The sequence below is a fragment of the Pseudomonas sp. 05N434 genome, from assembly GCF_056396965.1.
On the sequence record NZ_JBFTMK010000054.1, the window covers coordinates 13378 to 27070 of the forward strand.

Below are 13693 nucleotides of genomic sequence, written 5' to 3' on the forward strand. Positions count from 1 at the left end.
CTAATCGTGACTGTAGGACGAATCCTCAATGTTGCTAAGAGTGTTCTCTATCGTTCAGGAAGGCAGCGCAGCACTCTTGCGGCTCGCCGCCGCCGTCACCGCATAACCGATCAATGCCGCCAGGATCGAGCCGGTCAGAATACCCATGCGGTCCATCCCGGCATATTCACTGGCGCCCGGCACGAAGGCCAGGGAACCGACGAACAGGCTCATGGTGAAGCCGATGCCGCAAAGGATCGCCACCCCCAAAATCTGGCCCCAGTTGGCGCCTTGGGGCAGGGCGGCGATGCCGATTTTTACCGCCAGCCAGGTCAGGCCGAAGACACCGACGGTCTTGCCCAACAGCAGGCCGACGGCGATGCCCATCGGTACATGATGGGTGAAGCTTTCGACGGTCACGCCGCTCAGGGACAAGCCAGCGTTGGCGAAGGCAAACAGCGGCAGGATGCCGTAGGCCACCCACGGATGCAGGGCATGCTCCAGGGTCAGCAGCGGCGAAGGCTCGGCGTTTTTCGTGCGCAGTGGAATGCAGAAGGCCAGGGTCACACCCGCCAGCGTCGCGTGCACGCCACTCTTGAGTACGCAGACCCAAAGGATCAGCCCGATGATCATGTACGGCCCGAGTTTCACCACACCAAGTCGGTTCATTCCGATCAAGGCCGCGATGCAGGCCGCGGCCAGCGCCAGGGACAGGGTCGACAGAGCGCCGGAATAGAAGATCGCAATGATGATGATTGCGCCAAGGTCATCGATGATCGCCAGGGTCATCAGGAACAGTTTCAGCGACACTGGCACGCGTTTACCCAGCAGGGCCAGCACGCCAAGGGCGAAGGCAATGTCGGTAGCCGTCGGGATGGCCCAGCCGCTCAGGGCGGACGGGTTATCGCGGTTGAGGAACCAGTAGATCAGCGCCGGCACCACCATGCCGCCAATTGCGGCCGCGCCGGGCAGGACGATCTGCGACGGTTTCGACAGTTGGCCGTCGAGGACTTCGCGCTTCACTTCCAGGCCGATCAACAGAAAGAACAGGGCCATCAGGCCGTCGTTGATCCACAGCAGCAATGGCTTGGCGATTTTCAGCGCGCCGATCTGAGCCACCACGGGGGTGTCCAGCAGGCCGTTATAGAGCCACGACAGCGATGAATTGTTGATGATCAGGGCCAGGACAGCTGCGGCGATCAATAGCAGACCGCTGGCAGCTTCCAACTGAAAGAAACGCGTGAACGTGCTACGCAGAGGCAAGGTCGCTCTCCATCGATGAATTCAAAAGGTGGCACACCCTAACCCGTACCGTTGGTTGTTAAAACAAAAGTTATATTCTTTTTTGTTATATACCGTTACAACGTGCCCGGTCAGCAAAGGCCTGAGCCTAGCAGTTGCCGGACGTATTGAACCCCAGCTGTATCTGTGCGTGATGTAGGTTTTTTCCTAAGCTTGTGGACTGAGCCTTGCGACAAGGCCGACTCTTGCCTGATTCAACGAGAAAACCATCATGAGCGACAACCGACAGTGGGCCCGCGAAGCCATCCGGATCATCGAAGCCGACTTCCAGCGCAGCGCTGATACTCACCTGATCCCCTTGCCGCTGCCGGGGTTGCCGGGCATCGAGTTGTACTTCAAGGATGAGTCGAGCCATCCCACCGGCAGCCTGAAACATCGGTTGGCCCGCTCATTGTTCCTCTATGCACTGTGTAACGGCTGGCTCAAACCCGGTGCGCCGGTGATTGAAGCGTCCAGCGGTTCGACGGCGATTTCCGAGGCGTACTTCGCCCGGCTGCTGGGTTTGCCGTTCATTGCGGTGATGCCCGCGAGCACGTCCAAGGAAAAGATCGCGCAAATCGCTTTCTACGGTGGCAAGAGCCATCTGGTGGACGATCCGACGCAGATTTACGCTGAGTCCGAGCGCCTGGCTCACGAACACGACGGGCATTTCATCGACCAGTTCACCTACGCCGAACGCGCCACCGACTGGCGAGCGAACAACAACATCGCCGAATCGATCTTCCATCAGATGCGCTTCGAGCAGCACCCGGAACCGAGCTGGCTGATTTCCAGCCCTGGCACCGGTGGCACCACCGCGACGCTGGGCCGTTACGTGCGCTATCGCCAGCATTGCACCCGTGTGCTGTGCGCCGATGCCGAGCGTTCGGTGTTTTTCGATTACTACAAGACCGGCGACGCCAGCCTGCGCCTCGATCACGGGTCACGGATTGAAGGCATTGGACGGCCGCGTGTCGAGGCGTCGTTCCTGCCCAAAGTCATCGACGCGATGGTCAAGGTGCCGGACGCCTTGTCACTGGCAGCCATGCATTACCTGGCACAACGTTTGGGGCGACGGGTGGGTGGTTCGAGCGGGACCAACCTGATCGGCGCCTTGATGGCGGCCCAGCAGATGGCGACGGCGGGGGAGTCGGGGTCGATCGTGGCGATTCTGTGCGATGGCGGCGAGCGCTATGCCGACACCTATTACGATCAGGCCTGGCTGAAGGCCCAGGGGTATGAGTTGAGTAGTCTGATGGATGCCGTGGCGGCCAGCGTTGAGCGCGGAGAGCCGCTGCCGGCCAGCGTGTTGCGCGCCAATATCTGAGATATTTGATCGTTCCCACGCTCTGCGTGGGAACGATCATCTGGGTCAGGCTTCTAGGCCAAGGATATCCCGGGCAACCGCTTCAGCAATCCGAATCCCGTCTACACCCGCCGACAGAATCCCGCCCGCATAACCCGCGCCTTCACCCGCCGGGAACAAACCCTTCACGTTCAGGCTCTGCATCGACTCGTTACGGGTAATGCGCAGCGGCGATGAGGTGCGCGTCTCGATCCCGGTCAACACGGCGTCGTGCAGCGAGTAACCACGAATCTGCTTCTCGAATGCCGGCAAGGCTTCGCGAATCGCTTCGATGGCGAACGCCGGCAGGGCCAGGGCCAAATCACCCAAGGCAACGCCCGGTTTGTAGGACGGCTCGACGCTGCCCAATTCGGTGGACGGCTTGCCGGCAATGAAGTCGCCGACCAGTTGCGCCGGTGCTTCGTAGTTGCTGCCGCCCAGCACAAAGGCGTGGGATTCCAGGCGTTCCTGCAACTCGATGCCGGCCAGTGGGCCGCCCGGATAATCGACTTCCGGGGTGATGCCGACGACGATCCCGGAGTTGGCGTTGCGCTCGTTACGCGAGTATTGGCTCATGCCGTTGGTGACCACGCGGTTCGGCTCGGAGGTCGCCGCCACTACGGTGCCGCCCGGGCACATGCAGAAGCTGTAGACCGATCGACCGTTCTTGGCGTGGTGCACCAGTTTGTAGTCGGCAGCGCCGAGTTTCGGGTGGCCGGCGTATTTGCCAAGGCGCGCGCGGTCGATCAGCGACTGCGGGTGTTCGATGCGGAACCCCACCGAGAACGGCTTGGCTTCCATGTACACACCACGGCCGTGCAGCATGCGGAAGGTGTCCCGGGCGCTGTGGCCGAGGGCCAGAATCACGTGCTTCGAATGGATCTGTTCGCCGCCATGGAGTTCGACGCCCACCAGTTGGCCGTCGTCGATCAGCACATCGGTAACCCGCTGCTGGAAGCGCACTTCGCCGCCCAGGGCGCGAATCTGCTCACGCATGTTTTCCACCACACCGGTCAGACGGAACGTCCCGATGTGCGGCTTGCTGACGTAGAGGATTTCTTCCGGCGCACCGGCCTTGACGAACTCATGCAGAACCTTGCGACCGAGGAATTTCGGGTCCTTGATCTGGCTGTAGAGCTTGCCGTCGGAGAATGTCCCCGCGCCACCTTCACCGAACTGCACGTTGGATTCGGGGTTGAGCACACTTTTACGCCACAGGCCCCAGGTGTCTTTGGTGCGCTGGCGCACTTCGGTACCGCGTTCGAGGATGATCGGCTTGAAGCCCATCTGCGCCAGCACCAGGCCGGCGAAGATCCCGCACGGGCCGAAGCCGACCACGATCGGACGCTGGCTCAGGTCGGCCGGCGCCTGGCCGACCACTTTGTAGCTGACATCCGGCGCCACGTTGACGTTACGGTCATCGGCGAACGTGCGCAGCACCGCCGCCTCATCGCGAACGTTGAGGTCGATGGTGTAGATGAAACACAGTTCGGAGGACTTTTTGCGCGCATCGTAACTGCGCTTGAACAAGGTGAAGTCGAGCAGGTCATCACTGGCGATGCCCAGGCGCTGCACGATGGCAGGGCGCAGGTCTTCTTCGGGATGGTCGATCGGCAACTTGAGTTCGGTGATTCGTAACATGGCGGGATCCGGTTCGCGGGGCGCACAACTGCGCCAAGGCGTTTGAAGCCCGCGATTATAAGCCTCAAAGGATGATTCCCGTGAGGCTAAAACGATCAGTCGTTACGCGATCCGCCAAAATACCCGCAGCCGCGTTGCACCTGGCCGTCGATACGCAACTCGGCGCTCATGTGCTGCACGCTGCCGGTGCTGCTGTCGACGCAACGTCGCGGCGCGACCCAGAGCTCGATGCGCTGATTATTGGCTTCGGTACTGAGGTTGAAGCGGCCATCGCCCAGTTGTTCTTCAACGTACGGCAGGGCCAGGGGCGGCTGACCAGCGCGGTCGACGATCATGCCCTTGCCACTGACCTTGACGTTCCACTCCGGGCCATGGCCGGCGGCGCGCAGGATCAGCTGCTTGAAATTGGGATCGTCGCACGCCGTGCCCGAGCGCTCGACGCGGTACAGCTGCGTAAGGTCGAGTTGGCTGTCAGCACCACTGGCAACGATCCGGCCGCGCACATCGGCGAACAGCTTGCCCTGATCATCGGCCAGGGTCGCGGCCTCTTGCAGGATGCTGGTGCCACCGATGTCATTGACCACGAAACTGCGCTGCTCATTACACGGCTGGAACAGCAGCTTGCCGTCGGCCGCCGTCAATTGGCCCTGCATGCGGGTCTGGCCCACATGGGAAGCACTTTGCCGTGGGCCATCGAGCAGTTGGCAAGCGGCGAACAACGGAAGCAGGGCAACAAGTACCAGGGAACGGGCAACACGCATCTTTGAGTCTCCAGACAAGTGTCGCCACGTTACTCAGCCTGACCGTTCATCACAACCCTGCGATGTTCTCGGTTGCCTCTACGGGGGGCGGTTTAACCGACGCGATAGGTCTGGCCGGTCTGCAGGCCTTCCACGCTTTTGGCGTAGGCCAGCGCCACCTCGGCGGCGGGAACCGGTTTGAAACCACGGAAGTACGGCGCATAGCTCCCCATGGCTTCGACCAGCACGTTCGGGCTGACCGAGTTGATGCGCAGACCGCGTGGCAGTTCGATCGCCGCCGCACGGACGAAGGCGTCGAGGGCGCCGTTGACCAGGGACGCGGAGCTGCCGGTACGAATCGGATCGTGGCTGAGGATGCCGGTGGTGAAGGTGAAAGACGCACCGTCATTGGCGAATTCCCGGCCGATCAGCAGCAGATTGACCTGGCCCATCAGCTTGTCCCGCAAGCCGAGTTCGAAGTCTTGTGCGGTCATGGTGGCCAGCGGCACGAAGTTGACACTGCCGGCGGCGCAGATCAGTGCATCGAAGTTGCCGGTCTGTTCGAACAGTTTGCGGATCGAGGCGCTGTCACTGATGTCGACCTGGAAATCACCGCTTTTACGGCCGATACGGACGATTTTGTGGCGCTGGGACAGTTCATGGTCAATGGCCGAACCGACGGTGCCGGAGGCGCCAATCAACAGAATTTTCATCGTGTAGTTCCTCAAGTGGGTTGGATTTAAAGTTAAGTCTAGTGTGGTTTTTTTTATAAATAAGCGTGCTAATGGGCAACCTTTGGTTTTCAAATGGAAACAATCCATGAGTGAAATGGACGATCTGGCGGCGTTCGCGGTATTGATTGAGGCGGGCAGTTTCACCCTGGCCGCCCAACAACTGGGTTGCAGCAAGGGGCAACTCTCCAAGCGCATCAGCCTGCTGGAAACGCGCTTTGGCGTGGTGTTGCTGCAACGCACCACACGTCGCTTGAGCCTGACGGCGGCGGGTGCGGCGTTGTTGCCGCAAGCCCAGGCGCTGGTGGTGCAAGTGGAGCGTGCGCGTCAGGCGTTGGCGCGGCTGAAAGACGACATGGCCGGCCCGGTGCGGATGACGGTGCCGGTTTCACTGGGGGAAACGTTCTTTGATGGCGCACTGCTGGAGTTTTCCCGGCAGTACCCCGAGGTGCAGATCGAGCTGGAGCTCAACAACCACTACCGCGACTTGTCCCGGGACGGGTTTGACTTGGCGATCCGCTCGGAAGTGGCCAACGACGAACGCCTGGTCGCCCGACCGCTGCTGGCCTGGCACGAAATGACCTGTGCCAGCCCCGCATATCTTGAGCGATTCGGTGAGCCGCTGACGCCTCAGGCACTGGCCGAACACCGCTGCCTGCTCAACAGCCATTACAGCGGTCGCGAAGAATGGCTCTATCACCAACAGCACGAATTAACGCGGGTGCGTGTGTCGGGTCCGTTCGCCAGCAACCATTACAACCTCTTGAAGAAAGCTGCACTGACCGGTGCGGGCATTGCGCGTTTGCCGTCGTATCTGTTGCAAGAGGAATTGGCTGATGGACGTTTACGCTGGCTCCTGCGTGATTATCAAACCCGCAGCATGCCGATGTATCTGGTGCATCCGTATCAGGGCGGGTTGCCGAAGCGTACCCAAGTGCTGGCGGACTATTTGATCGGTTGGTTCAAGCGCAGTGGTGAGGCGTTGGATCGGCTTCAACGATAACGTCTCACCACACAACCTTTATGGGAGTTCTGAGGTTGGTATCAGCGGGCGTAACGCCGGGCAATCAGGTGATCGATCGACAACTTGCCAGGTCCAGTCGCCATCAAGTACAGCAACACCGCCGCCCAGGTGCCGTGGGTCGGATACGCATCGGGGTACACGAACAGTTGAATGGTCAGGGTCATACCCAGCAGCGCCAGGGCCGAAAAGCGTGTGGCGAAGCCGATCAGGATCAGAATCGGAAAGAAATGCTCGGCGAAGGCCGCCAGGTGCGCCGCCAGTTCCGGGGAGAGCAACGGCAGGTGATATTCGCTCTGGAATAACGGAATGGTCGAGTCCGCCAGCCTTGGCACACCGAGTTCAAAGGTGCCGTCGATCAAGTCGATGGCCAAGCCTTCCACCTTGGTTTGCCCGGACTTCCAGAACACCGCGGCAATGGAAAAACGCGCGATAAAGGCGATCAGGCTGTGGGGGATTTTTTCCAGCAGCGTGATGGCGCGGGTAATGGGGTTTGTGTTCATGGCGATACCTGGTTGTGGTGTAAATGAGTGATGGCGTTGTGGCTGATCAGCAGCGCCAGGGTTTGGCTGAGATCGAAGGCCGGCGCGTTTTCCAGCGCTTGGCTCAGGGGCTGGCCGAGTCGCAGGCTCTGAATGAAGATTCTGGCGCCGTGGTCGATGGCGAAGACCTCAACCTCCAGTTCGTTACGCAGCACCAGCGCGTTTTGCCCGTGGCCGAGGTCGATCCCGGCCAGCGTCGCGTCCTGTTGATGCGCCGCCCAGATTGCGACCACGGCGAAGGCTGAAGTCAGCAGATTGAGGGAGGGATGAAGCCCAAGCGTCAGCTCGCTCAGTGCCTGTGGGTCCGACAGCACGGCGGCGATTTGCTCATGGCCCAAAGGCTGCGCATCAGCGGCGTGATAGGCCTGAACGCGCAAGCGCTCCAGCCGCGCCACATCGGCCAGATAAGGCACGCTGGCTGCCGGTTCAAAACTGTCAATGAACTCGGCGAAGTCCTTGCCGTAGTCGTTGATGAGCGGGCTTTGCGGTGGGCAACTTTGCACATACAACCCTGCCATCGCCCGGAAAAACTCATCACCGACCAACTGCATAACCACCGGATAGCTGTCGGCCAAGGCGTTGAATCGGGCCGACCCGCTCCAGCACCTGCGAGTACAGCGCCCACACCGCGTTATCGACGGGCGCACCGTGATCGTCGATCAGTAGTCGGTCACCAAGGCTGTCGGTGTCTTCGGCAAACCCCGCCAGATGAATCTCTCCCACAGCGTGCAGTGGCAGGGCGTCGATGTAGGCCCGCGGATCTCTTTGGTGATTGATGCAGGAGACGTAAACGTTGTTGACGTCCAGCAGCAGGCCGCAGCCGGTGCGGCGAATGACTTCACTGATGAAGTCGGCTTCATCGATTGTCGAGTTTTGGAACGCCAGGTATGTCGCCGGGTTTTCCAGCAGCATCGGGCGTTTGAGGGTGTTCTGTACCTGATCGATGTGCTCGCAGACACGGTTCAGCGTCGGCGCGTCGTAGGCCAGGGGCAGCAGGTCATTGAGAAACACCGGGCCATGGCTGGACCAGGCCAGGTGTTCGGAAAAGGAGTGGGGTTGATAGCGCTCGATCAGCGCGGCCAGCCTTTGCAGGTGCTGACCATCCAGCGGACCTTCGGCACCGATGGACAGGCCAACACCGTGCAGCGACAGCGGATACTGCTCGCGGATCAATCCCAGAAAATGATGAAACGGGCCGCCGGCCACCATGTAGTTTTCGGCGTGGACTTCGAAGAAACCGATGTCCGGTTGTGCACCGAGCACTTCACGAAAGTGCTCGGTCTTGAGCCCCAGCCCGGAGCGGGGCGGGAGCCCGGAGAATGAATGGTTCATGGTCGACACTCTGGCTGGGGGGCTGATTACGACTTGGCTTTGTAGGCTTCCATCTGGCCGAAGCCGGTTGGCGAGGTCTTGCTCATTGTGGTGGCGCAGGTGCCCTTGGGGACGAGCTTCCAGGCGTTGGCCTGGTAGTCGGTTTTRGCGGTGCCAGCGCAAGTGGTGCCAGCACCAGCGGCGCAATCGTTATGACCTTTCATGGCCACGCCGAAGCATTTTTCCATGTTGGCGTCAGCGGCATGGGCCGTGGAGACAGCGGCGATGCTCAGGGCAGAACCAAGTGCCAGAACCAGGGCGGTGGCGGACAGGGTGCGGGTGGTAGCAGTCATGATGTTTCTCCGAAATTGAGCTTGGTATGGCAAGCGTTTGTGCTTGCTTACCGCTCTAGAGAAACGACAGGGCGGGGTGTTACAGCTGACTGCAGATTTTTTTCAAAAATCCTCAAAACACCATCAATCCCCTGTGGGAGGGCGCGCGATAGCGTCATGACATTTAGCCTTGATGCTGACTGACAACGGATTCGTGCTATCGCGCCGATAAGACAGTCATGCAATGCTGATTTTATTAACGCTAGTGATCTGACCGTTCCAGATCATCTCGTAGTGGGCTGTTTGAATGACTGATGAGACTGGTCTGGGAGTCATCAGCGCCCAGCAGTAGTTGCCATGCATACGCACGGAGTTGTATCGCAGGCCAAGGCCCCCTGCATCCTTGACTGCCTTACCCAAGCGATGTGAGTGCGTGTAGTCGACGGGATCGTAGATAGGATCGTGCATCGGAATGGATACGGCATCCCTCATTGCTTCGTCAACGAAAGTGCAGGATAACCCCCGGAAAACAAACCTCTCGTAATTGAGACTCTGGACATTCGACCAATACTGATTTTGGTGATGCTGTACCTCAGCCAGAGCAGTTTCCATCGAGGCAGCCAAGTACAACACGCCGAAACTGCCATCGCTGAAACGCGAGCCAGTTGGGTTGACGTGGGTGAAAGGGGCTGTCGCATAAGAGCATCCAGGGATGCCAAAGGGAATTTCCGCACGCGGTATCAGCTCAAGCCGACCTACCTCATTTTGCAGCCTCGGATTTGTGAGGGCCTGTATCTGATACAGAACATCAAATTCGTTCGCGTCCGCCACGTCGTCAAACAACGCAATGGGCGGAAACTTTGAATTGATCAATCGGTAGGCCTGCAACTGCTCACCGGCCAATACTGGCAACTGGCTCACCATTACCATTGTGCGCCTCGCAGCACGTCGATCCGCCGAAACGTCTCGTACAAGGAAATCATATCCCCCTGGGACATGATTTCGAGCGGGGTACGCCCGTTGAAGAACTCGTTTTCGTTCGCCATCGTCGGAAAACCATAGACGTTCTCAGGGTTATCAAAGACAAGACGCAGAGCGGCATGGATGTTGAGAATAAAACTGATGCGCTGCATCTGGTCTGAATCCAGGTTTACGGACCAATCGGGATCGCGTTGCTTTGCCCGTGAGTACGTACTGCGGGAAATGCGCAGGATACGACAGGCCTGATCGCCCGATGCCTGCCACTTTTCGAGTATGCCTACAGCTGCTCGCAAACCAGTCACGCACTGGTCTTTGGTGAATCCTTGTGCCTGGGAGGTTGCTGTCATGTTGATCACTTGTTGTTTGTCTGTAGATACAAATATATGCAAGATGACTCTATAGATCAATGACGTTTATGAGGCGGGGCTCCTCCGACAGGGCTTCTTCTTTATCATTCAGGTTGTGCTAAAGATACACAGCCCCGTAGGAGCGGCCTTCGGTGAGGTTTGTGCCAGGCACAAAAAAACGGCCCGAAGGCCGTTTTTTGTTTACCGCAAAGGCTTAACCGCCGAGGTACGCTTCGCGTACTTTCGGGTCGGTCAACAGCGCTTCACCGGTCCCGCTCATCACCACCCGGCCGTTTTCCAGCACGTAGGCACGGTCGGCGATTTTCAGGGCCTGGTTGGCGTTCTGCTCCACCAGGAACACCGTCACACCGTCCTTACGCAGTTGTTCGATGATGTCGAAGATCTGCTGGATGATGATCGGTGCCAGGCCCAGCGATGGCTCGTCAAGCAGCAGCAGCTTGGGCTTGCTCATCAGCGCGCGGCCGATGGCGAGCATTTGCTGTTCGCCGCCGGACATGGTGCCGCCGCGTTGGGCAAAGCGTTCTTTCAGGCGTGGGAAAAGTCCCAGAACCTTGTCCATCTGTTCCTGATAATCGCCCTTGTCGGTGAAGAACCCGCCCATGGCGAGGTTTTCTTCCACGGTCAGGCGGGCAAACACCCGACGGCCTTCCGGAACCACGGCGATGCTTTTACGCATGATCTGCGACGAGTCCTGGCCGACGAGCTCTTCGCCCATGTAGCGGATGCTGCCGCTGTGGGCTTGCGGCGAACCGCAGAGGGTCATCAGCAGGGTCGACTTGCCGGCACCGTTGGCGCCGATCAGGGTCACGATCTCGCCCTGGCGGACTTCGACGTTGACGCTGTGCAGCGCCTGGATCTTGCCGTAGAAGGTGGAAACGTTTTCGAACTGCAGCATTTACGCTTCCCCCAGGTAGGCTTTGATCACTTCAGGATTGTCGCGGATCTGCTCCGGCGTGCCGTTGGCCAACGGTGTGCCCTGGTTGATCACGAAGATATGGTCGGAAATGCTCATGACCAGTTTCATGTCGTGTTCGATCAACAGCACCGTCACATTATGCTCTTCACGCAGGGTGCCGATCAGCGCCTTGAGGTCGTCGGTTTCCCGCGGGTTGAGGCCGGCGGCCGGTTCGTCGAGCATGAGGATGCTTGGACGGGTCATCATGCAGCGGGCGATTTCCAGGCGGCGCTGCTGACCATAAGCCAGGGTGCCGGCCGGGCGGTTGGCGAACTCCTTGAGGTTGACCTTTTCCAGCCAGAACTCGGCGTATTCCATCGCCTCGCGTTCGCTGCGGCGAAACGCCGGGGTCTTGAACAGGCCTGCCAGGAAGTTGGTGTTCAGGTGCCGGTGCTGAGCAATCAGCAGGTTTTCCACGGCGGTCATGTCCTTGAACAGCCGCACGTTCTGGAAAGTCCGCACCACGCCTTTGCCGGCGATCTTGTGGCCGGGCAGGCCTTCGATCGCTTCACCGTTGAGCTGGATAGTGCCGGCGGTGGGTTTGTAGAACCCGGTCAGGCAGTTGAATACAGTGGTCTTGCCGGCGCCGTTGGGACCGATCATCGAGACCACTTGTTTCTCTTTGACGCTCAAGGCTACGCCGTTGACCGCCAACAGGCCGCCGAAGCGCATGCTCAGGCCATCTACTTTCAGGATCTCTCTGCTCATTTACGCAGCTCCATGTGAGGACGTTGCATGGGCAGCAGACCTTGAGGACGCCAGATCATCATCAGCACCATCAAGGCGCCGAACATCAACATGCGGTATTCGCTGAAGTCACGCATCAGTTCGGGCAACAGGATYATCACGACAGCCGCGAGAACCACGCCCAACTGCGAGCCCATGCCGCCCAACACCACGATGGCGAGGATGGTGGCCGACTCGATGAAGGTGAACGACTCCGGCGTGACCAGCCCTTGGCGCGCGGCGAAGAAGCTACCGGCGAAACCAGCGAAGCAGGCACCCAGGGTGAAGGCCGACAGCTTGATCACGGTCGGGTTCAGGCCCAGGGCACGGCAGGCGATTTCGTCTTCGCGCAAGGCTTCCCAGGCACGGCCGATCGGCATGCGCAGCAGGCGGTTGATCACGAACAGCGCGAACAGTGCCAGCAACAGCGCCACCAGGTAGAGGAAAACCACCTTGCTGACCGGGTTGTACGTCAGGCCGAAGAACTCGTGGAAGGTCTGCATGCCTTCGGTGGCCGTTCTTTCGAAGGTCAGGCCGAACAGCGACGGTTTGGGAATGTTGCTGATGCCGTTCGGTCCGCCGGTGAGGCCCGTCAGGTTACGCAGGAACAGACGGATGATCTCACCGAAGCCCAGGGTCACGATCGCCAGATAGTCACCGCGCAGGCGCAGCACCGGGAAACCGAGCAGGAAGCCGAATGTGGCCGCCATCAGGCCGGCGATCGGCAGGCAGATCCAGAAGCTCAGCCCGTAGTAGTGCGACAGCAGCGCATAGCTGTAGGCACCCACGGCGTAGAAGCCGACGTAACCGAGGTCGAGCAGGCCGGCCAGACCGACCACGATGTTCAGGCCCAGGCCGAGCAGCACGTAGATCAGGATCAGCGTGGCGATGTCCACCGCACCGCGTGAACCGAAGAACGGCCAGACCAGTGCCACGACGATCAACGCCATGATGATCCAGCGCTGGGTGGTCGGCAGGGTCAGGAAGTGGCTCGCGCTGGCCGGGATCAGTTTGCCCTTGGGCACGGAGCTCATGGCCGCCGAGTATTCGCGGTCGAACAGCACACGCAGGAACATCAGCACCGAGCAGGTGGCGATGATGATCAGCGTGGATGTGCTGGCGCCTTCCACTTCGAGGTTGATCCCGGCGATGGACAGTTTCAGGCCGAGTACCGGATAGGCCACGGCCCATACCAGCAGGGCGCTGAACAGCGCCTGTTTAAGATTCCTAGTCATACTTTCTCAACCTCCGGACGACCCAGCAGGCCGGTTGGCCGGAATAACAGCACCAGGACCAGAAGGCCGAAAGCCACCACGTCCTTGTACTGGTCACCGAATATATCGGCGCCGAATGCTTCGGCTACCCCCAGCACCAGACCACCGAGCATGGCGCCCGGAATGCTGCCGATGCCACCCAGCACCGCCGCGGTAAAGGCTTTGAGGCCTACCAGGAATCCGGCGTTAGGGTTGATCACGCCGTACTGCATGCTCAACAGTACTGCCGCCACGGCCGCCAGGGCGGCACCGATGACGAAGGTCAGGGCGATGATGTTGTTGGTGTTGATTCCCAGCAGGTTGGCCATCTTGATGTCTTCGGCACAGGCCCGACAGGCGCGTCCCAGACGTGAACGCGAGATGAACTGGGTGAGACAGAGCATCACCACCAGGGTCACCACGAACACCAGGATCTGCATGTAGGAGATCAGCACTTCCTGTGCGCCGCCTGGACCGAAGCTGAAGC

Annotated in this window: 15 protein-coding genes and 1 pseudogene; 2 read left to right on the forward strand and 14 right to left on the reverse strand. The window is 59.8% G+C overall.

What is annotated here, in order from left to right:
* Positions 1–54: 54 nt before the first annotated feature.
* On the reverse strand, positions 55–1242 hold the full coding sequence (gene nhaA, locus AC1DLB_RS06015; RefSeq protein WP_064619923.1) for a Na+/H+ antiporter NhaA: 1188 nt from the start codon (positions 1240–1242) through the stop codon (positions 55–57).
* 247 nt (positions 1243–1489) lie between these two features.
* Here nhaA and AC1DLB_RS06020 point away from each other — a divergent pair, with 247 nt between their 5' ends.
* Positions 1490–2587: a PLP-dependent cysteine synthase family protein gene (locus AC1DLB_RS06020; RefSeq protein ID WP_477743415.1), complete on the forward strand. Its 1098-nt coding sequence runs from the start codon at positions 1490–1492 to the stop codon at positions 2585–2587.
* A gap of 45 nt (positions 2588–2632) precedes the next feature.
* Here AC1DLB_RS06020 and AC1DLB_RS06025 read toward each other — a convergent pair whose 3' ends face one another.
* The 3 genes from AC1DLB_RS06025 to AC1DLB_RS06035 form a co-directional block, all read right to left on the reverse strand.
* Positions 2633–4246, reverse strand: coding sequence for an NAD(P)/FAD-dependent oxidoreductase (locus tag AC1DLB_RS06025; protein ID WP_018926906.1), 1614 nt, complete (start codon positions 4244–4246; stop codon positions 2633–2635).
* Between the two features lie 95 nt (positions 4247–4341).
* Positions 4342–5007, reverse strand: a complete 666-nt coding sequence (locus AC1DLB_RS06030) for a COG3650 family protein (RefSeq protein WP_018926905.1) — start codon at positions 5005–5007, stop codon at positions 4342–4344.
* A 92-nt stretch (positions 5008–5099) separates the two neighbouring features.
* Positions 5100–5699, reverse strand: a complete 600-nt coding sequence (locus AC1DLB_RS06035) for a short chain dehydrogenase (protein WP_018926904.1) — start codon at positions 5697–5699, stop codon at positions 5100–5102.
* Between the two features lie 106 nt (positions 5700–5805).
* Here AC1DLB_RS06035 and AC1DLB_RS06040 point away from each other — a divergent pair, with 106 nt between their 5' ends.
* Positions 5806–6720, forward strand: coding sequence for a LysR family transcriptional regulator (locus AC1DLB_RS06040; protein ID WP_019580939.1), 915 nt, complete (start codon positions 5806–5808; stop codon positions 6718–6720).
* 41 nt (positions 6721–6761) lie between these two features.
* Here AC1DLB_RS06040 and AC1DLB_RS06045 read toward each other — a convergent pair whose 3' ends face one another.
* The 10 genes and pseudogenes from AC1DLB_RS06045 to AC1DLB_RS06090 all read right to left on the reverse strand — a co-directional run.
* Entirely contained in the window at positions 6762–7241 is a 480-nt protein-coding gene (locus AC1DLB_RS06045) for a DoxX family protein (RefSeq protein ID WP_111455058.1), read from the reverse strand.
* Positions 7238–7873, reverse strand: a pseudogene (locus AC1DLB_RS06050) (HvfC/BufC family peptide modification chaperone); the annotation flags it as partial. The gene AC1DLB_RS06045 and the pseudogene AC1DLB_RS06050, both read right to left, overlap by 4 nt.
* Positions 7815–8612, reverse strand: a complete 798-nt coding sequence (gene bufB, locus AC1DLB_RS06055) for an MNIO family bufferin maturase (protein ID WP_477784729.1) — start codon at positions 8610–8612, stop codon at positions 7815–7817. The pseudogene AC1DLB_RS06050 and the gene bufB, both read right to left, overlap by 59 nt.
* A 26-nt stretch (positions 8613–8638) precedes the next feature.
* A complete protein-coding gene (locus AC1DLB_RS06060; protein WP_018926899.1) occupies positions 8639–8944 on the reverse strand; it encodes a BufA1 family periplasmic bufferin-type metallophore in 306 nt (101 codons plus the stop codon).
* Between the two features lie 216 nt (positions 8945–9160).
* Positions 9161–9853: an RES family NAD+ phosphorylase gene (locus tag AC1DLB_RS06065; protein ID WP_026345678.1), complete on the reverse strand. Its 693-nt coding sequence runs from the start codon at positions 9851–9853 to the stop codon at positions 9161–9163.
* Positions 9847–10251 (reverse strand): antitoxin Xre-like helix-turn-helix domain-containing protein, encoded by a 405-nt coding sequence (locus AC1DLB_RS06070; protein ID WP_019647893.1) that lies wholly within the window; start codon positions 10249–10251, stop codon positions 9847–9849. The genes AC1DLB_RS06065 and AC1DLB_RS06070 overlap by 7 nt, the downstream gene beginning before the upstream one ends.
* 214 nt (positions 10252–10465) lie before the next feature.
* Entirely contained in the window at positions 10466–11167 is a 702-nt protein-coding gene (locus AC1DLB_RS06075) for an ABC transporter ATP-binding protein (RefSeq protein ID WP_018926896.1), read from the reverse strand.
* The gene (gene livG / locus AC1DLB_RS06080) at positions 11168–11935 is read right to left on the reverse strand and encodes a high-affinity branched-chain amino acid ABC transporter ATP-binding protein LivG (RefSeq protein ID WP_018926895.1); all 768 of its coding nucleotides are present in this window, start codon (positions 11933–11935) and stop codon (positions 11168–11170) included. It abuts the gene before it with no gap.
* Complete coding sequence (locus AC1DLB_RS06085; protein WP_477784730.1) at positions 11932–13188, reverse strand: high-affinity branched-chain amino acid ABC transporter permease LivM; 1257 nt, start codon at positions 13186–13188, stop codon at positions 11932–11934. Before AC1DLB_RS06085 ends, livG begins: the two co-directional genes overlap by 4 nt.
* Positions 13185–13693: ABC transporter permease subunit (locus tag AC1DLB_RS06090; RefSeq protein ID WP_477784731.1), on the reverse strand; the 509-nt coding region annotated here is incomplete at its 5' end. The genes AC1DLB_RS06090 and AC1DLB_RS06085, both read right to left, overlap by 4 nt.